Below are 19,607 nucleotides of genomic sequence, written 5' to 3'. Positions count from 1 at the left end.
TAATAACGCAAAAATGGTCATCTTATTATATAAAATCTTATTTCGACATTGTATAAATTACTTAAATTTTCTACCTAAAGTTTGGTATGAACAAAATTTTATCGTACCTTTGCATCATTAAAAGTGAGTATTAACAGTATTAACAATTTAATTGATTAAGAATTATGGCATATGTAATTGGTGACGACTGCATCGCTTGCGGTACATGTCAGGGTGAGTGCCCAGTAGAGGCTATTTCTGAGGGTGAGAAGTATTCTATCAACCCCGATCTCTGCACAGAGTGTGGTACTTGTGCTTCTGTTTGTCCCTCTGAGGCTATCAGCCTTCCCTAATAAGATAGGACATATTGAAAGTATAGCAGGTGTTTCCAATAAGGAAACACCTGTTTTCTTTATTGGAAACCGATGTTTTCTAACTTAGAAAACACCATTTTCTAACTTGGAAAATAATCACAAAAAAAGAGATGTTCTTTGCTGAACACCTCTTTCTTTGTATTGTAATGCTTGAATTACTTCAGATCACGAATCTGCTTAGCTGCAGGATACTCTGGGTCGATAGCCAGGATCTTGTTAGCATACTCCTTAGCCAAAGCCTTATTCTTACCATACAGGAAAGCGTTCGACATCAGGTAGTGTAAGCTGTACTTCAGCATGATATCCTCGCCCTTAGTGCGATCAGCCTTAGACTCGAGCAGCTCTACAACCTTCTGGTAGTCGGGCTTAGCAAGACCCTTCTCACCGTTCTTATCCAGCTTGTTGTTCATTGTAGCGCACTGGTAAGCAGCGTATGTGCTCTGTACAGGGAACTTCTCGGCCATAGCGCGATAAGCTTCGATAGCTTTCTTGATGAACTCAGCCTTGCGAGCCTCGTCCTCGTCAGCGTACTTAGAGTAGATCTTTGCTACACCTTCCATATCGTCAGAGTTAACATCGGGCTTACATGCCAGATACTGATCGTAGTATTTGATGGCATTGTCGAACTCCTTGTCCTTCAGATAAGAGTCTGATACGCTCTTCAGAATAGCCCAGCGCTTGATCATTGACTGATCGTTAACCAGCTCAAGAGCCTTGTCATAGTGCGTGTACATGTTAGCCTTATCCTCCAGAGCCTGATAAATCAGAGCTGTGTAGAAGTGGTCGTACTCAGATACCTTGGCACTGTCGGTCTCGAAGAAGTACTTGTGGATGTAAGCCTTAGCAGCCTCGTAGTTCTTCAGCTCGTAGTTTGAGAACATAGCCAAACGGTTGAATGTTGGGTTACGTGGCTCGAGCTTGATTCCAGCCTCGGCAGCACGGAGTGCATCCTGGAAGTGACCAGTGAAGTAGCTGGCGCGTACAAACTCGTTCAGTCCCAGCTTATCCAGCTTGCCGATGTTAGCCTTGGCATAGTTCTCGTAAGCCTGCTTCTCATCACCAGCCAGCATGTAGATGTGAGCTGTGATAGCGTCAACATCCTCGTTGGGACACTGAGCCTTCATTTCCTGCAGCTTCTTGGCAGCCTGACTTGGGCTGATCTTACGATATACCATAGCCCACTTCTTGTAACCCTCAGGATTCTTTGGGTCAAAAGTGATAGCCTGGTTGTAGTAACCTGCAGCCTTACCACCATCTGTTCCGTAAGCCGACTCGATGTCGCCTAACAGCAGATAGGCAGGAGCAAACTGATACTTAGGCTTACCAGCTTCGTTAGCGTAGTTGGCAAACAAGCGGGCATTTGCTGTGTCCTTCTGAGCATAGAAGGCCTGACCAATCTTAATCAGCGCAGCAGCGTCCTTCTTGTTCTTCTTGTAGGCAGCTTTTGCTAACTCGGCTACATTGGGAGCCTTTGACTTAATACCGTCGAGAGCTGCATTGAGCTCTGCTTCCTGTGCATTAGCGGTGGCGCTGAAACCTGTCAGCAACGCACCCATAACTAGATATTTAATTGCTTTCATAATTTCTGTTTTTAAGTTCTACATTCTGTTTATTGTTCTCTCTTTTATGACGTTTTGATTAGAATTTGGTTTAAATTATTTATTGTTTACAATTACATCTCTAATGTTCATATTGGCTATGCGTGGCAGTAATCCGTAGCGAAGAATAATCTTTTGTCCCTTGGGTAGCTGCACAAAGTGTGTAAAGCTGCTTGGTACACCGTTGCGGGTATCGTTCAGCAGGGCGTAGATAGTGCGGCGCAGGGGATAGTTGCCATTATATAAATAGTACTGATAGGGCTTCCAGCTGTTATGCTTCGTTGCTGAGTCGAGCTTTGAAACGCCCATCACTGTTATATTCTTCTTAAAGGTAACGTTGGTGGTGTCGCGCTTGTCGTTCAGCCAGTTCGAACCGATGATACCCAGTGAGTTGGGGTGGTTCTCAACATAGTCGATAACGGCAGCACTTGTTTTGGCAGCTCCAATGTTTGGAGCCTTAAACTGTTTGCCACCAAGGATAGAGTCAACACACCAGCGAACGGTGCTCGAGAGTGGATTGTCGAATACCACGTCGATGACTCCCAGCTTGTTCTGTGGGTAAATCTCGTCCCACTTGGTAATCTCGCCCTTCAGGATACGTGCAAAATCCTTGATGGTAATGCACGAGTCGGGGTTTGAGTTGTTTACGATAATGGCCAGTCCGTCGTAAGCGATGGGGATGGCTCTTGGCAGGAACTTCTGGGCAATCAGGTCCTGGCGCTCTTTCTTTGTAAAGTCGCGTGTGGTGAATGCCAACCATGTTTCCTGTTTCATCAGCTTCTTAACTGCATCCTGCTCGTTGATGTAAACGGGTGTGATAGAGTCGAGGGTCTGATTGGTAAAATAATATAGTTCCTCATCGATGATGGGGAAGAAACTTTCGTCGGCCGTCAGTATGCTGGCAGCCTTCTGATATGCTTGCTCCTTTTCAGGATTAGGCTTGTTCCCACATCCAGGGAACAAGCCTAATATCAGTGTTAATCCAACTAAATGATATATTTTGTTGAATGCGTTCATTTCAAAATTTTGTTGAGCAATTACTGCAGGCGGAATGTTACAGGTACGGTGTACTTTACACGTACTGCGCTACCGTTCTGCTTACCAGGAATCCAGTGTGGCATTGACTTAACAACGCGCTGTGCCTCCTTGTCGAGTGATGGGTCAACGCTCTTTACAACCTTAACGTCGGTGATAGAACCATCACGCTCTACAACGAAGGTTACAACTACACGACCCTGTACACCGTTCTCCTCGGCTACTACTGGATACTTGATATTCTTAGACAGATACTCGAACAGAGCTGAGCTACCACCAGGGAACTGAGGCATCTCCTCTACCACGTCGAATACCTTGGTCTCTTCAACCTTTGGTGGCTCGGGTTCTGCGATAGTTTCCTTAACCTTCAGTACCTCACCAGCTGCATCGTCGTCACCCTTTACATCGAATGCACCGATTGCAGTGTTAGTTTCCTGAAGTTCTTCCTGTGACTTCATCTCCTGGTCTTCCTTAACCTCAGAGTCTTTCTTAATCTCAGGAACGGTGAAGGCTACTGAGCTCTTTACCTTCTCTACCTCAATTTTCTCAACTTCGGGCTCATCTTTGCGCTCTACCTTAGCCTCCTTCTTCTCAGCCAGACTGGCGAGCTCTACGTCGGTTTCGATAGCAGCGTTACGAGAGGCCATGTAATTATCGATAGACACCTTAGCGATGACGATGGCTGCGATGATAGCAAAACCAACGAACATTGTGATCAGTGCCTTCAGGTTACGTGTACCTGTGCTCTTGCGCAATTGATAAGCTCCGTATGCCTGGTTCTTACCTTCGAATACGAGGTCGACCCAGCTGTTGTCAATAAGATCTATTTTTGCCATAGTCTATTCTACATTTTAGGGGTTACTTGACGCCTGCCTTCTCGATGAGAGCCTTATCGTCGTCACTCATCTTGTCGACATTGTCAATCACATACTTATCAATATTGCTAATGAGCATCTCGTCGAGCGCAGCAACCATATTTTCATAGGTAGCTGAGTTGAGAGGACGGATGATGACGGTCATAGTAGGCACCTTCTCGCCTGAGGGCAGTTCACCCTTCTTCAGCTTCTTCAGAGCCTCCTGATACTGCTCGTCGGTCATCTTTGAGTTATACTCATTCTTCTTAGCATCGAGCTCCTTCTTAGCCATCTTAATCTTGGCTACGGGGTTAACACCCTCTTCAGTAGTGTGCTCGTTAAGAACTTTCTCGATACCATCCTTACCATAGCTGGTTGGCTTTACGCATGAAGGATCGTCGTAGTTGGGCAGACCAGCTACATACCAAACCTTATCGTTAGCACCCAGATAGAGTGTGATAGTGTGAGAAGCCTTTGTTACCTGCTTATCCTCTTCGTTCATCTGCTTGGTGTCGTCGTTTGACGGCATGGTAAGCTGCATAGCCTGCGGCTTAGCCAGTGTAGTACACAGCATGAAGAAGGTGATAAGAAGCATCATCATGTCTACCATTGGCGTGAAGTTCACGCGGGTATCCATCTTTTTCTGCTTTGATAGATTCTTTTTTGCCATAATACTACTAGTCGTTTAAACGTTTAACATCGAGATTCGTGATCAGCTGGAAACGGTTCTCGCTCATATCCTGGAGCTCTGACATCAACTTCTTAATTGAAGCATAAGGAGTCTTAGAATCGCACTTGATGGCGAGTTTGATGTCGGGGTTAGCCTCGCGGGCTGCTGTAACCCACTCCTGGAACTCGCTCTTACCACCGTTGATACTATCAAGCGGCAGACCGAGCTTCTGGATTGCCTCACCCATCTTTTCTGTATCGAGGTTCAGATAGTTACCAAGCTGAGCCATTGGAGCTCCAACCATAGCATCCTCGCGGAAGTGCTTGATCTGGTTGGCGTTCAGCTGGATACCAAACTTGTCTGTCATGGTCTCCAACATGGCCTGCATGTTGTTCTTGTTTTCGGTACCACAGAAGATGCGTCCCTCTGGAGTTACCAGAATGTTGAGCACGTCCTGCTCTGGTATCTTAACCTCAGACACAGAATTAGGCGCTGTGACTTGAACTGGTTCTGGTGTCAAGAATGTTGAAGTCAACATAAAGAAACACAGAAGCAGCGTCATCACGTCTGACATTGGCGTCATGTCAATCCAGATGTCTTTTTTCTGTATCTTAATTTTTGCCATTCTCTAATTGCTTTAATGCGTTAATAAATGAATGGTAAAAAATTAAGCCTCGTTGTGGTTAGAATCGTATGTAGCGGCGATTGTGTAACCAATCTCATCGAGAGCGTATGTCAGCTTGTCGATCTTGTTTGAGAAGAAGTTGTAAACTACGGTAGCTACCCATGATGTCAAGATACCAGAAGCTGTGTTAACCAGAGCCTCAGAAATACCTGCAGACAGAGCCATAGAGTCAGCACCACCACCAGCAGACAGAGCCTGGAACGAACCGATCATACCAAGTACGGTACCGAACAGAGCGGTCAGAGTACCCAGAGATACGATGGTAGCAACCATTGGGAGGTTCATCTGCAGAGTAGGCATCTCAAGCTGAGTAGCCTCCTCGTGAGCCTGCTGGATCTTAGCAACCTTAGCAGCCTTCTTCAGAGTGTCGTTACCCTCAACGTCCTTATAAGCGGCGATAGAAGCCTTAACTACGTTAGATACAGAACCCTGCATCTTGTCGCAAAGCTTGTCAGCCTCGTCGAACTTCTGAGCCTTGATGAGCTCCTTAACCTGTGCAGTGAACTTAGCGAGGTTGATCTTACCAGAAGCGGTCTTGATAGCGAAGAAACGCTCAATACCCAGGCAGATAACGGTGAAGAGAAGAGTCAGGATCAGACCTACTACGAAACCTCCCTTATAAACAGTACCCAGCAGGTTTGCAGGATGACCGCTGCGATCGCCACCAACGAAGTTGTCGGGGTTACCCATTACGAAGTACCATACACCATAACCAGCTAATGCACAAATTACCAGGATAATCCATGCTGCCTTAATACCACCAAAGCCCGAATTCTTTTTGGCTGGGGCTGCAGCCTTTGTTGTTGTTGCCATAAAATAATTAATTTTTTAGTTATTATAAATAAATAAAGATTTGTTTCACCTCGCAAAAGTAGCAAAATAAAGCGGAATACAAGCCTAATTAATACATTTTAACTATGAATTTCCGAATTATTTTAGTTTTGCTACCACTTCTTTGATGCGCTTCATTGCTTCTACGATGTTTTCATCGCTCAAAGCATAGCTCATTCTGAAGCATTCAGGGTCGCCAAACGCATCACCACCAACGGTTGCTACGTGACCTTTTTCCAACAAATACATAGCAAAATCGGTAGAGTTATTGATGGTTGTCTCACCATCGCTCTTGCCAAAGAAACTGCTGCACTTGGGGAACAGATAGAAGGCGCCCTCGGGCACGTTTACCTCCAGTCCGGGGATGTCCTTAGCCAGCTTGACAATGAGGTTACGGCGGCGCTCAAATGCCTGGCGCATATCCTCTACGCACTGCTGATCGGCTACGTAAGCAAACTCAGCGGCCTTCTGGCTTACTGAGCATGGACCACTGGTATACTGGCCCTGCAGCTTGTTACAGCCCTTTACAATCCACTCTGGGGCGGCAATGTAGCCAATACGCCATCCTGTCATAGCATACGCCTTTGATACACCGTTTACGATGATGGCGCGCTCCTTCATGCCAGGGAACTGGGCGATACTCTCGTGCTTGCCGATATAGTTGATGTGCTCGTAGATCTCATCTGCCAGCACAAACAGGTCGTCGTGCTTCAGGATTACATCTGCCAGCGCCTTCAGTTCAGCCTTGCTGTACACGCTGCCCGTAGGGTTGCTGGGCGAGCAGAGGATAATCATGCGTGTTTTGGGGGTGATGGCTGCCTCGAGCTGCTCGGGAGTCATCTTGAAGTTCTGGTCGAAACCGGCCTCTACGAACTTTGGTGTACCACCAGCCAGCAGTACCATCTGGGGATAGCTTACCCAGTATGGGGTGGGGATGATCACCTCTTCGCCGTCGTTAACCAGAGCCATTACGGCGTTGCACACGCTCTGTTTGGCACCGTTGCTTACCAGAATCTCATTTACAGTATAGTCGAGCTGGTTCTCGTTCTTGAGCTTAGCTACGATGGCCTTGCGCAGATCGGGATAACCTGGTACTGGTGAGTAACGTGAAAAATTGTCGTCTATTGCCTTCTTAGCAGCTTCCTTAATAGCGTCGGGGGTATTGAAGTCGGGTTCTCCAACACTCATGTTAATAACATCGATACCTTGCGCCTTCATTTCGGAGCTTTTCTGAGACATTGCCAGCGTGGCCGATGGAGCCAGACGCTGCAGACGATTAGATAATTGTGCCATATGATTAAAAATTTTGTGCAAAATTACGCATTTTATTTTTGAATACGAAATAAATGTGCCACTTTTTCACTTTCCTAAGGTGAATTTGCGACAAATTGTGAGTTATTTCAGGTGGAGCGTATGTCCCATACGGTTCTTCTTGGTCTCCAGATAACGCAGATTGTACTGGTTGGGGGTAACCTCGATGGGTACGTTCTCGATAATCTCAAGGCCGTATGCCTCCAATCCCACGCGTTTCACGGGGTTGTTGGTAAGCAGGCGCATCTTGTGCACACCGATGTGGCGCAGCATCTGGGCACCGCAACCATAGTCGCGCTCGTCGGGCTTAAAGCCTAAGTGCACGTTGGCATCCACGGTGTCCAGTCCCTCTTCCTGAAGCTTGTAGGCGGCAATCTTGTTCATCAAGCCGATACCACGACCTTCCTGCTGCATGTAGATCACCACGCCCTTGCCCTCTTTCTCGATGGCCTGCATGGCCTTGTGCAGCTGCTCACCACAGTCGCAGCGCTTGCTGCCCAGGATGTCGCCAGTCATACACGATGAGTGTACGCGTACCAGGATGGGCTCGTCCTCCTTCCATTCGCCCTTAATCAGCGCCATGTGCTCCAGACCGTTGCTCTTCTGACGGAAGGGGATCAGGCGGAAGTGACCGTAGTCGGTTGGCATGTCCACCTCTTCGCCCACCTCAATCAGCGATTCCTTCTTCAGTCGGTAGGCAATCATATCTTTAATGCTGATAATCTTCAGATTCCACTCCTTGGCAAAGGCCATGAGCTCGGGCATACGGGCCATGGTACCATCCTCGTTCATAATCTCCATCAGTGCACCTGCAGGATAGAGTCCTGCCATACGACACAGATCGATGGCGGCTTCGGTATGTCCACTACGACGCAGCACACCGTTGTCCTGGGCGTAAAGAGGATTTACATGTCCTGGGCGTCCGAATGTCTCGGCTTTTGATGTTGGGTCGGCCAGTGCCTTGATGGTTTCGGCACGGTCGTGGGCACTTACACCTGTGGTGCAACCCTCCAGTTTGTCGACTGTAACGGTAAAGGGTGTACCCAGAACCGAGGTGTTGTCCTGCACCTGATGTGGCAGGTCGAGCTCCTTGCATCGCTCAATGGTGATGGGAGCGCAGAGCACACCACGTGCATGTTTCAACATGAAGTTCACTTTCTCTGCTGTAATCTTCTCGGCAGCGATAATCAGGTCGCCCTCGTTCTCGCGGTCTTCATCATCCACTACAATTACGAACTCACCCTGCTCGAAGTCCTTTACGGCCTCTTCTATGCTGTTCAACTTCATCTCTTCCATTTTCTTACACCTTATTTATATATATAGTAGTTAATCCTTATGTTTTCTTGTCTCAGAATCACGCACCAGTTCGGCTATAAATGGCATGTTCTCCAAATCTTCCATGGTTTTGGGGGCGGGTGCCGCATATACGGCCACGCGCTCAAGTACCCACTGGTTGGTTTCGAGAATGCGGTTCAGATCCTTGCGCAAACGCAGGCGGAAACGGCACATGCGACAGTAGAAGAATATGCCTAATGGCAGAATCAAACCCGAAATAATGTTGAGCCACTTGCGGCGGAACGGACGGGTGTGGGCATGGGTGGCCACTACGGGGTAGTGGTTCAGGTAGCCCAGTATCTGTGCGTCCTTGGTGTTGGCCAAGTCGTCGATAACATCTTCCAGCTGACCCACAATCTTCTCGATGGTCTGGTCGTCGCCAGGACGGAAGAATACGTGGATGGGGTTAGGCAGATGCAGCAGCTTGTGCTCCTCGCTGTACTGCTTGATCTGCTCGCTGATCTGCAGCAGGTGGTACGAGTCGAGTGCGTAGATAGGATCCTCGATAATCACCTCCTTGCGATAGATGTGGCGATGGGTGCGCAATCCCAGAATGCGCATAAACACCTGCTTGTACATATCGATGTTGAATACCACCGAGTCGTTGTTAGCCTTGTAGGTAAAGAAGCAGGCGATAGGGGCCAGTACCACGGTTGATATCGTCATACCGTACCACACGGTCCACTGGTCGTCGCGTGCCATCTTCTGTCCGGTACTGTCCAGAATGTAGTACACAATGAATACCAATACCGAAATAATAACTGGTACGCCCAATCCACCTTTGCGGATGATAGCACCCAATGGAGCTCCGATAAAGAAGAAGATGATACAGGTGAGTGCCAGCGTGAACTTAAGGATGGCCTGAATCTGGTGCGTACGGAAATAGCGATGCAGACTGTTGGCATAAGCGCCCTTCATCTCCAGATCGGTAGCACACGACTGTGCACTGTTGAGAGCTGTCTGCAGAACCGATTTTTTCTTGCCATCGTTCAGCTTCGTGAACATCGAGTCGAGCGATTCGTTGTTCTCGGCTACCAGCTTTGATATCTTGACAGAGTCGCTGGCCGATACCTCGTTGGTTCTGAAGTAGAACCGCTTACCATCTATGTAGTACGATCGGCCCACGCTGTCGTTAAACTCCTGCAGCGAATCCTTATCGTGCATAATCTTTCCTAAGCTCTTTGCACGCGCATCGCCGGCAATATCGTTGATATCGGCCATGCTGAAGTTGTTGTCAAAGTCGAGTACAATGCGCTTGGTAACAAAAGTCTCGCGGCGGTAGGGTACATCGGCTGTACCTGCCAGGTCCTGCGAGCGCATGTTCTCGTTCCACACGCCGTTATACAGTGTAAGCAGCAGGTGCTTCTTTTCGGCTGTACTCTGCATCATACCCGAGTCGGCCAGGATGATGGCCTGATCCTCGTAGCTGCCCGTCATGCGGTAAATCATAATGCCGTACAGCATACCTGTGTTCAGGTCTTTCTTCTGTACGTAGATGTTCGAGCCTGGGATACCGTCGTAGAACACGCCCTCGGGGATTTCAAGTTCAGGGCTCTTTTGCTTCATACCCAGCAACAAGCGGTAGAAGTCCTGATTGGCTCGTGGACCTACCACGTTCTGGAAGTAGAACGATATGCCTGCCATCAGCACCGATATGATGATGAGCGAGCGGAATGCCTGCATAAGTGATATGCCTGCAGCCTTGATGGCTGTAAGCTCCGAGCTCTCACCTAAGTTACCAAAGGCAATGAGCGACGACAACAGTATGGCCAGGGGGAATGCCTGAGGCATCAGCATCAAGCCCATATACCAGAAGAACTGGGCCATCACCTCAAGCGAAAGACCTTTACCAATCAGCTCATCGACGTAGCGCCACAGGAACTGCATCATCAGCACAAACTGGCAGATGAAGAACGTTCCTACGAACAGTAAGCCGAATTGCTTGGCTATAAATATATCTAGCTTCTTGATTCGAAACATTTGCTATTTTGCAATTTTGGCTGCAAAATTACAAATAAAAATTAAGAATCACACCTTATTTATAATATTTTTATCTTTTTCACCTTTTCACAGTCCGCTGGCACGGTGCAGACGGTCGAGGCTGCTCTCCCACAGAATTTTCAGTCCATCGATATCGTCATCGTCGGCAAAATCTGTAATCACCAGATTCAGGTTGTGGGTCAGATCGCTCTTCTGTATGCTCATTTCCCAGTATGATTCGTCGTCTTCCTCGTCCTCGTAGTCCCATTTTAAACGGATGTGGTCGTGCTTGATAGCGTCAACTACGTGTGCCTGTCGCACATCCTGTTCTGTCCAAGGCTCTCCCCAGGTAAAGGTAAAAACTCCATCCTCTTCGTTCACGTGGTCGGCAAACCAGCGCTCCAAACCGTGAGCGCTACTAATCTGTTCCCAGATGATTGCTGGCGAAGTTGTGGCCAGTGGATATTCGATGTCTATTTTCTGCTTTCCCATATGTTTTTGGGTTAGAATTACTAATTTTAGTCTTGTTTTATGCGGCAAAATTACAAATTTTCTGCGAAATACAAAACTTTTTGCCGAAAAATTTTGGTGGTTCCAAAAAAATGTGTACCTTTGCACCCGCAAATCAGCAATGAGGCGGGATAGCTCAGCTGGTTAGAGCGCATGATTCATAATCATGAGGTCCCCAGTTCAATCCTGGGTCCCGCTACAAAGAAGGCAGTTAGATTTCAAGTCTAATTGCCTTTTTTCTTTGTTTTTTCTTTGTTGGTACAGAAAAAAGCCGTATATTTGCGCCCATGAAACAGATTATATCTACCATAGCGTTCTTGGTGCTTGCTTTACAGGCCGCGGCGCAGGATGTGGTCAGGTTGCTCCAATCTGCGTATGCCGACAGTGGTGCCGTGTATCGTCAGAGTGTGTATGTACCGCAGAAGTGGGATAAGTGCCGGGTGGTGCTTTTCCTCGAACGTCCGTTAGGCGCTACTGCCGTTAAGGTTAACGGGGTAGAGGCAGGCAGTGATACCTTGGTTAATTATCCCCATCAGTTAGATATTACCGAACAGATTGTAGCTGGGCAGCGCAACACCATCGAGGTGAGCGTGGCTGGGCACGATGCCCATGGCGTAATGGGTAACATCGAACTGCGTTCGCAACCACGAAGGTTATATATTAATAAGGTGCGTACGCATCCTCGCCCCTTTATGGGTACGGTGGGTATCGAGCTCGCCTTAAGCGGGCAGTCGCCCGACTTTGGCTTCTACAATGTGCAGACGATGATTCAGCGCGAGGGCGTTGATACAGCTAAGATTTTTGTGGATGAGCGCGAGGTGCGTGGAAGCTACATGCAGTACGATGCGCTGGTGATGGACGATAATCGTCTGTGGGACGAGTTCCATCCTAATATCTTCCGTCTGGCCCTTGGCGTGGGTTCTGATTATCAGGAGTACACCTTTGGTATGCGCGAGGCGGGCGTGGTAGATGGTAAACTGTACCTGAACCGCCATCCTGTTTATCTGCGTGGCTGCGTGATGGATGATTATTTCCCCCTCTGGGGCCGCATGCCGATGGACGAGGCTACGTGGATGCATATCATGCAGCGCCTGAGCGACTACGGACTAAACCATGTGCGTTTTCGTGGTTACTGTCCGCCCGATGCTGCTTTTTCGGCGGCCGATAAGGTAGGCATGTATCTGCAACCCGAGGCTACCAGTGTGGCTGATATGAACCGATTGACCGATACTTATGGTCATCACCCGTCGTTGGTGCTGGTAACGCTGGGGCAGGATACCTATGTGTATAACGATCGTGTGCTTACCCCTGTTGCGCTTAATCAGTGTACCATTGTGGGGCCCGATATGATGGCCTACAAGCAGGGCATCGAGCGTGTGCTGCTTAGTGGCGATAGCGTACACTACCTGCTGACGGGTATCTGCGATCGCCAGAATGATTTCAGTGGTGTGCTGCATGGCCGTTGGGACGATACCGACAAAGCACCCCTGCGCCAGTTTACCCAGTTCTGTCGTGCCATCGTGCCTTTGACCAAATTGCCACAGTCGGTAGCTGCAACCGATACGTTGCGTGTGCCCGTTTATGTGTATAACGCTATGTATGGCAATCTGCAGGGTGTGCGTACCAGCTATTATCTGGCCGACGAGTCGGGCAAGGTGCTGGCTGGCGGATTGGTGGCTAATGGCGATGTGCCGCTCGATACCCTCCCGCAGCTGGGCGAGGTGGTGTTACCCCTCGATTCTATCCAGGCACAGGGCAAGGTAACTCTGATGATTACCGTGGGTAGCAACGCCGTTCGAAATCAATGGGATTTGAACATCAATGAATAACTATTACGATATATCATGAACAAAGCACTATTATCATTTGCCTTGTTATGCGTGGCTTTAACGGGCCACGCACAAGGCGGAAACACAGGTATGGGCGGCGAGGATGGCGACTACCAGAGCCTGATGGAACGCCTGGCAAAGGTCGAGAAAAAGCACGATATGCTGGATGTTTACATCAACTATGCCGCCAGCGCTCAGGCTCGTGAGGCCACGGGTAGCTCGTGGCAAACCCGCTTTGCAAACAAGGAGTTGCGCCTGGAACTGAAGGGCAACCTTACTGATAAACTATTTTATCGTTTGCGCCACCGTTTAAACCGCAGGAACGATGCGCAGGGCTCCGACAACTTCTCGAAAGCCACCGATATTGCGATGGTGGGCTATAGCTTCAGCGATAAGGTAACGCTGATGGCGGGAAAAATGAGTCAGATATGGGGTGGATACGAGTACGATGCCAACCCGATGTTTGTATATCAGTACTCTGATATGCTGGACCACATGGAGATATTCCAAACGGGTGTAACACTCTCGCTGAAACCTGTGCCAACGCAGGAGTTTGCGCTGATGGTGAGCGATGCCCACAACGGTTCGCTCGAGGATTACTATGGCAACGATGCGATAGTGGTTATCGATAATGGTGATTACCGCCTCCTTGAGCGGGCCAACCATCCGCTCACGTTTATTGCCAACTGGAATGGCAGTTTCTTCGATAATCAGTTGCAAACGCGCTGGGCGTGGGGTATTCAGAAGGAGGCCCAGGGCAAGTACTCGCGTATGATTACACTGGGTCAGAAACTTAATCTGCCCCAAGTACAGTGGTATGTGGATTATATGGCCGAGTTCGACGATCTGGACCGCCTTGGTATCGCCACCGAAGATTTGGCTGACAGATTTCAGCCCCAGATATATTACTATGAGTATGGTTATCCTATCAATAATTTGGTATATCAGCCCTATGAACCAATGAATCTTCATTGTGGAAAAGTGCATTACCATACTTGGATATCAAAGCTTAACTGGCAGTTTGCACCCCAGTGGAACCTGATGCTGAAGGGTACTTACGAAACAGCCTCGATGCAGCAGGTTGAGCGCTATAAGAACTATCGCAAAAGCATCGGATGGGCAGGTGCGATTGAGTACTATCCCGATAAAACGCAGGATTTGCGTGTGTTCCTGGCCTATCAGGGACAGAACATCAACTACAGCAAGGAGTCGGCCCTTGGTGGCAAGCATTCCAACCGCATAGAGCTGGGCTTTATGTATCGCATCAAGTGCTATTAATTTTATTATTTAATCTATAACCCATTACTATTATTATTTACTTATGAACCGTAAAACTTCATTCATTGCACTGGCCTTAGTGGCCATGTTTGCATGCAGCACGCCAGCTCAGGCTCAGTGGGGCGGACTGCTTAACAAAGCGCGTAAAGCCGCAGGTATTAAAACCAAGCAGGAGAAGGCGCAGGATGCCGCACAGCAGCGTAGAGACTCTGTTCTTAAGGCCGCTGCAGCCATCACACCCACCATTCCGCAGGCAGCCGAGAGCGGCCAGCCTATCACTATCAAATGGGGTGACACCCCCATCGGCACATGGGACCCCGTTAAACTCGAGATTACTTTTAATCAGACTTACGATGAGGGCGAGTTTGCCGGCCAGAAGGTTAAGTACATCCTCGACCCTGCCACAGGTAAGTTTACCAGCTTGAATGGTATCCCCAAGGGCTCTATCAGCAACGATGGCACCATCGAGAGTCCTAACCTGGGTACGATTAAGCTTGATACCAAGACAAACGAGGTATCGATGGATGGCGAGGTGATAGGTAGCGTTACCAAGCTGCGTGCCTCGTGCTATGGTACCGATTTCGGACAGCTCGAGGGCCATGTTAGTCCACTGCTGGTAGCCTATATCTTCCATGGTGCGCTGATATCAAAGAATCAGGTTCAGGGCTGGAAGGAGGCCGAGGTTAAGCGTACCGAAGAGGCTAAGGCCCGTGCCGCCAAGGAGAAAGAGGAGCGTGCTGCCCGCCAGGAAGCTGCCAAGAAAGAGTGGGCTGAGCTGAACGTTACTATTGAGGATGGCTCGTTCCGTACCATCGGCCGCATTAAGAGCAATGGCACTATCGAGGACGGTTCATTCCGTACTATCGGTCGTGTTCGTCAGGATGGTACTGTTGAGGATGGTTCGTACCGCACCATTGGTCATATCAGAAGCAATGGTACCATCGAGGATGGTTCGTTCCGTACCATTGGCCGCTTTGATGGTCGTCTGTTCGAGGATGGTAGCTTCCGTACCGTAGGACGTATGAGCGGTAGTACCGTCGAGGATGATTCGTTCCGTACCATCGGTCGCATCAAGGGTACCTCAAACAAAACCCTCCTTGCCGCCTGCTTCTATTTCTTCTACTTTAAAGCCCAGGCTGAGTCTAAGAAATGATGATGTGCTGAAATAACCGATCAAATTTTTGATTGATTGGGCATGGGTGCAAAATTGCACCCATGTTTGTTTTTGGACGTATTTTTGAGTTCGCATAAGTTTTTTTTGCGAAATATTTGGTGGATTCGGGGGAATGCATTATATTTGCAAGCGCTTAATGAAACTGAATTTTACAAAGGATGACAATGGAAATTTACGAGAAGAAACATTATTTTGAAGCTGTGGTACATCTGGTGGAATATGTTGTATTCATGGCTCTTGGCATAGAAATGATAAGGGTGGGGCCCGATGCTTTGCGGCACTATCCCGACTGGGTTTGGTGGCTGTGGCTACTGGTGGCTGCTTTCTTTTTAATTATGTCGGTGGCTATGTTGTGGCAAAGGATAAACCGGTATTTAGACCTGCATGTAAACCATATGCCGGCACTTATCATCGAAAAAGATTGCTTGCAGATATACTCACGGGGTAAGTACCATATCATTAGATGGACCGAGGTGCAGGATTTTAAGTATGTGCATATGTCGAAAATGCGCGATATGTATTATCCGATATACAAGGATGATAGCCGTAATGGTAGTCGTCTCGGTCTGCAGTTTCATTGCGATGCGTTTTTCTGCGACCATCTTACATTATCGCAACAGGAATTATTAGATGAACTTAAAAAACATATTTAGGGATTCCCCTACTAACGGGTAGGGGATTTCTTGTATCTTTTTGCCAAACAATGATTACCTTTGCGGCAGAAATTACAAATTAAAACTAACTTACAATGATGAAGAAACTGATATCAAGCCTGTTGATGGCTTTTGTATGTGTAGGCGCTATGGCCGAGCAGGATACGAAGGAGTACAAGACTTTCGTTAAGAACGATCACCATGTGTTTTATTGCACGCACAATGGTATACTTGTGGTGGTGGATCCAACCGAAGGCGGCATCTTTGAACCAAACATTACTGTTATCAACGAGAGTGGTCACGACTTTGTGTTCGAACCTAAGAAGATTAAGGCATATGCCTATGCTATCCCTGGCATTAACTCGAAGTCGGCTCGCTATCGTACAGAGCGCTTCTTAGCTAAGGGCGATACCTTAGGTTTCGACAAAGATGAGCTGGTGGTTTACACCCCTGAGAAGTATAGTAAGAAGCGAACCAAAACGATGTGGTGGAGTGATTTTATTGGCGAGTTGGTTGTGGCTGGCGTAGAGAGTATTGGTACAAATGATAAGCGAACCGAATACTGGAATGATGTACGTCGCGATCGTCGCATACAGGATGCCGAAGATGCACGCCAGTTGGAGAAGGCTCGCATCAGTGAAGGCTATTGGCGAGCCAATACCATCTTCAACTACTCGGAGCACGAGGGCTTTATTGCTATTAAATCCGTTCATACGCAGTACCTGATTCTTGATATCCCCGTGGATGGTGAGAACTTCCACTTCCTGATTGATAACAACAAGAAGTACTAATTGCGAAAGGAATACAAAACAAAAAAGCGAGGGAATCTTTCGATTCTCTCGCTCTTTGTGTCGGGATTACTGGACTCGAACCAGCGACCTCGCGCCCCCCAGACGTGTGCGCTACCAACTGCGCTAAATCCCGATCCGTTTTCGACTTGCACCCAGCCGTTATCGCCGAATGCGGGTGCAAAGGTACGCAGTTTTTTTGAACTGACCAAATTTTCGGCCTATTTTTTACTCTTTTCCCACTTATTTTTCCATTTTTCGTACTTTTCATACAGCGTTGCTGGGCGGTCGTTGTACCAGCTGTAGCCATTGCGGCGCTCTGGGCCGATGTCCGAAAGGTGCTTGCGGGGCATGCCATCGCGGTCGCATACAAACGGCTGGCAGTTCAGCAAGTCGTAGAATCGTGCCCATAGTGGACCGGCTTTGGGGTCGGGTACCAGTCGGGTGTCGGCTCCTGGTTCTCCCTTCTTACCAATCTTCACAAGTCGGTAGCCTGTAATCTTATTCTTCTCAAACCAAGCCATAGCGCTGTTGATCGAGCGGCGTACTCGCTCGTCGGGGTGGGGCAGGCTCATCAGGAATCGTACGATGGCGGCACTCTCCATCGAGCAGTATGATGGCAGCTCGTAGGCGCGGGCATAAGTAGGGTAGAGTGTCTTGCGGTCGTGCTGCTGGCACCAAACGGTCAGCGTGTCGTCAACCTTTATCTGCGTGTTCAGAATGCATTCAATACCTTTCTTAAACGACTTTTCGATCTGTGCGTTCAGCTTCTCGTCGCTTAATCCGGCATACTGCTCTTTACCATTCAGTATGTCGCGCATCATGGTCAGAATATTCACAATAGCATCGTCGTTGTAGGTTATCTGCACCTGATAGTCGCGCTGGGTTGGCCAGAACTGTGGCCATCCGCCGTTTTCGTACTGTCCATCCAGAATGTAGTTTACACCCTTCTTGAAAGCCTCGCGATAGTGCTCATCCTTGGTCTGCTGATACAATCGCGCCAGGAAGTTCATCTGCATGGTGGTAGCACCGTTGTCGATTGTCGAGTCGTCGGTCACCTGCTTATCCTTGATGATCACCTCGCGCTGCTGGTTGGAGAGTGGTGTCACCATGTCGACGTTCTTGGGCCAGCCGCCCGTGTTGCGCTGCCAAATCAGTAGCTGGTCGCCGATACGGCGAGCTTCTTCGGTTTTGAAAAACTCGGGATTCTTTTCTTTCAGTACCTTGTCACTTTGTGCGTTAGCTGGTACGATAGGCATGAGGCCAATGATGGCTGCCAGTAGAGTAGTTTTAATGTAGTTCATACTATTTTAAATTGTTTTGTTCGTGGGTGCAAAAGTACAAAAAGATTACGAAACCGCACAAGGATTAACACACATTAAGAGGATAATAGTAATAAAATGTGTAAAAATGAGTGCTTAGTGCCCGAAAATGCGTATCTTTGCATGCAATTAGAACGACATATACAAGAAATGAAGCAATATAAACTTACGGCACCTGAACGTTTGGCTCAGACCATCCAGTTGCCAGCATCAAAAAGCATATCCAACCGTGCGCTCATTATCTATGCCCTTAGCGGAGGTCGTAATCTGCCTCAGAACCTGAGTGATTGCGACGATACCGAGGTGATTATCGAGGCGCTGCGATACATGCCCGACGAAATTAATATCAAAGCTGCCGGTACCGCCATGCGATTTATGACGGCCTACCTGAGCGTGATGCGCGGCACCCATGTGATTACTGGTACCGAGCGCATGCAGCACCGCCCCATAGCTATCCTGGTTGATGCCCTGCGCAAGTTGGGTGCTCAGATAGAGTACGTAGGGCAGGAGGGATTCCCACCTCTTAAGATCACTGGTTATAAGCTGCAGGGTGGCGAGCTTTCTATCCCTGGCAACGTGAGCTCACAGTACATTTCGGCGCTGCTGATGATTGGTCCGATGCTGGAGGATGGACTTACGCTGCAACTTACAGGCGATATCATCTCGCGCCCTTACATCGACCTTACGCTGTGGATGATGGGCGAGTTCGGCGCCGAAGCCAAATGGAGTTCAGCCGATACGATTACCGTGGCTCACAAGCCCTACAAAGGTCGCGATTACTTTATCGAGAGCGACTGGAGCGGTGCCAGCTACTGGTATGAGATGGTGGCGCTGAGCAAGGATCGCGATGCCGAAGTAAAGCTGACGGGACTGATGGACGGCTCGATGCAGGGCGATTCTACCTCTCGTTACATCTTTAGCTTGCTGGGTGTAAAGACCACTTTTGAAACCCAGAAGAAAGGCGTACCGCAGATGGTGACACTGAAGAAGAACGGTCGTGGCGTGGGCAAGTTGGAGTACGACTTTGTGAATGCTCCCGACCTGGCGCAGACCTTTGTGGTTACCTGTGCCGCACTCGATATTCCCTTCCACTTCAAGGGCCTCTCAACCCTGAAAATTAAGGAGACCGACCGTATTGCAGCCCTGAAGAAAGAGATGCTGAAGTTGGGTTACGTGATTCACGATGCCAACGACAGCGAGCTGTACTGGGATGGTGAGCGCTGCGAACCCGACCTGCAGGCTGGTATCGACACTTACGAAGACCATCGCATGGCATTGGCCTTTGCACCCTATGCTTTGCGCCAAGACGGACTGATTATCAATAATCCACAGGTAGTTACCAAGTCGTACCCTAAGTTCTGGGACGACCTGAAACTGGTAGGATTCAACATTGAAGAATAA

The 19,607-nt window shown here is 48.5% G+C and carries 18 protein-coding genes and 2 tRNA genes; 8 read left to right on the top strand and 12 right to left on the bottom strand.

Features of this window, described 5'->3' with window-relative positions; translation table 11 throughout:
• Nucleotides 1–164 precede the first annotated feature (164 nt).
• Nucleotides 165–332, top strand: coding sequence for a 4Fe-4S binding protein (locus PRU_RS15720; protein ID WP_013065171.1), 168 nt, complete (start codon nucleotides 165–167; stop codon nucleotides 330–332).
• 176 nt (nucleotides 333–508) lie between these two features.
• Here the strand turns inward: PRU_RS15720 and PRU_RS09935 are convergent, their stop codons facing one another.
• The 10 genes from PRU_RS09935 to PRU_RS09890 all read right to left on the bottom strand — a co-directional run bounded on the left by PRU_RS09935 (nucleotide 509) and on the right by PRU_RS09890 (nucleotide 11,144).
• A complete protein-coding gene (locus tag PRU_RS09935; RefSeq protein WP_013063888.1) occupies nucleotides 509–1,933 on the bottom strand; it encodes a tetratricopeptide repeat protein in 1,425 nt (474 codons plus the stop codon).
• A gap of 75 nt (nucleotides 1,934–2,008) precedes the next feature.
• Entirely contained in the window at nucleotides 2,009–2,968 is a 960-nt protein-coding gene (locus tag PRU_RS09930) for a PstS family phosphate ABC transporter substrate-binding protein (RefSeq protein WP_013064523.1), read from the bottom strand.
• Between the two features lie 20 nt (nucleotides 2,969–2,988).
• Nucleotides 2,989–3,822, bottom strand: coding sequence for an energy transducer TonB (locus tag PRU_RS09925; protein ID WP_013065441.1), 834 nt, complete (start codon nucleotides 3,820–3,822; stop codon nucleotides 2,989–2,991).
• A 22-nt stretch (nucleotides 3,823–3,844) separates the two neighbouring features.
• Nucleotides 3,845–4,510, bottom strand: coding sequence for an ExbD/TolR family protein (locus PRU_RS09920; RefSeq protein ID WP_013064302.1), 666 nt, complete (start codon nucleotides 4,508–4,510; stop codon nucleotides 3,845–3,847).
• 7 nt (nucleotides 4,511–4,517) lie between these two features.
• Nucleotides 4,518–5,135 carry an ExbD/TolR family protein gene (locus PRU_RS09915; RefSeq protein ID WP_013065030.1) on the bottom strand — a complete coding sequence of 206 codons (618 nt, stop codon included), beginning with the start codon at nucleotides 5,133–5,135 and terminating at the stop codon, nucleotides 4,518–4,520.
• Nucleotides 5,136–5,177: 42 nt separating this feature from the next.
• Nucleotides 5,178–6,008 (bottom strand): MotA/TolQ/ExbB proton channel family protein, encoded by an 831-nt coding sequence (locus tag PRU_RS09910; protein ID WP_013065435.1) that lies wholly within the window; start codon nucleotides 6,006–6,008, stop codon nucleotides 5,178–5,180.
• A 117-nt stretch (nucleotides 6,009–6,125) separates the two neighbouring features.
• Nucleotides 6,126–7,319 carry a pyridoxal phosphate-dependent aminotransferase gene (locus tag PRU_RS09905; protein WP_013063435.1) on the bottom strand — a complete coding sequence of 398 codons (1,194 nt, stop codon included), beginning with the start codon at nucleotides 7,317–7,319 and terminating at the stop codon, nucleotides 6,126–6,128.
• A gap of 102 nt (nucleotides 7,320–7,421) precedes the next feature.
• The gene (locus PRU_RS09900) at nucleotides 7,422–8,633 is read right to left on the bottom strand and encodes a bifunctional 3,4-dihydroxy-2-butanone-4-phosphate synthase/GTP cyclohydrolase II (RefSeq protein ID WP_041386080.1); all 1,212 of its coding nucleotides are present in this window, start codon (nucleotides 8,631–8,633) and stop codon (nucleotides 7,422–7,424) included.
• 30 nt (nucleotides 8,634–8,663) lie between these two features.
• Nucleotides 8,664–10,652, bottom strand: a complete 1,989-nt coding sequence (locus PRU_RS09895; RefSeq protein ID WP_013065150.1) for an LptF/LptG family permease — start codon at nucleotides 10,650–10,652, stop codon at nucleotides 8,664–8,666.
• A gap of 87 nt (nucleotides 10,653–10,739) precedes the next feature.
• The gene (locus PRU_RS09890; protein ID WP_013063194.1) at nucleotides 10,740–11,144 is read right to left on the bottom strand and encodes an START-like domain-containing protein; all 405 of its coding nucleotides are present in this window, start codon (nucleotides 11,142–11,144) and stop codon (nucleotides 10,740–10,742) included.
• 143 nt (nucleotides 11,145–11,287) lie between these two features.
• Here PRU_RS09890 and PRU_RS09885 point away from each other — a divergent pair.
• From PRU_RS09885 to PRU_RS09860, 6 genes are all read left to right on the top strand, one after another.
• Nucleotides 11,288–11,361, top strand: a tRNA-Met gene (locus tag PRU_RS09885).
• Between the two features lie 88 nt (nucleotides 11,362–11,449).
• A complete protein-coding gene (locus tag PRU_RS09880; RefSeq protein WP_013064359.1) occupies nucleotides 11,450–12,991 on the top strand; it encodes a glycoside hydrolase family 2 protein in 1,542 nt (513 codons plus the stop codon).
• A 15-nt stretch (nucleotides 12,992–13,006) separates the two neighbouring features.
• Nucleotides 13,007–14,269 (top strand): porin, encoded by a 1,263-nt coding sequence (locus tag PRU_RS09875; RefSeq protein WP_013064400.1) that lies wholly within the window; start codon nucleotides 13,007–13,009, stop codon nucleotides 14,267–14,269.
• A gap of 43 nt (nucleotides 14,270–14,312) precedes the next feature.
• Entirely contained in the window at nucleotides 14,313–15,422 is a 1,110-nt protein-coding gene (locus PRU_RS15390; protein ID WP_013065552.1) for a 5-fold beta-flower protein, read from the top strand.
• A 185-nt stretch (nucleotides 15,423–15,607) separates the two neighbouring features.
• Nucleotides 15,608–16,096, top strand: coding sequence for a hypothetical protein (locus tag PRU_RS09865; RefSeq protein ID WP_143040029.1), 489 nt, complete (start codon nucleotides 15,608–15,610; stop codon nucleotides 16,094–16,096).
• A 95-nt stretch (nucleotides 16,097–16,191) separates the two neighbouring features.
• Nucleotides 16,192–16,887: a hypothetical protein gene (locus tag PRU_RS09860; RefSeq protein ID WP_033149620.1), complete on the top strand. Its 696-nt coding sequence runs from the start codon at nucleotides 16,192–16,194 to the stop codon at nucleotides 16,885–16,887.
• 60 nt (nucleotides 16,888–16,947) lie between these two features.
• On the opposite strand, the gene PRU_RS09855 is transcribed toward PRU_RS09860, so the two are convergent.
• A tRNA-Pro gene (locus PRU_RS09855) sits at nucleotides 16,948–17,020 on the bottom strand.
• 85 nt (nucleotides 17,021–17,105) lie between these two features.
• Nucleotides 17,106–18,188 (bottom strand): pectate lyase, encoded by a 1,083-nt coding sequence (pelA, locus tag PRU_RS09850; RefSeq protein WP_013063180.1) that lies wholly within the window; start codon nucleotides 18,186–18,188, stop codon nucleotides 17,106–17,108.
• Between the two features lie 168 nt (nucleotides 18,189–18,356).
• Here pelA and PRU_RS09845 point away from each other — a divergent pair, with 168 nt between their 5' ends.
• Entirely contained in the window at nucleotides 18,357–19,607 is a 1,251-nt protein-coding gene (locus tag PRU_RS09845) for a 3-phosphoshikimate 1-carboxyvinyltransferase (RefSeq protein ID WP_013064582.1), read from the top strand.

Origin of the sequence: Xylanibacter ruminicola 23, from assembly GCF_000025925.1 — a bacterium.
GTDB lineage: Bacteria > Bacteroidota > Bacteroidia > Bacteroidales > Bacteroidaceae > Prevotella > Prevotella ruminicola.
This window is presented reverse-complemented; position numbering and strand designations above follow the sequence as displayed.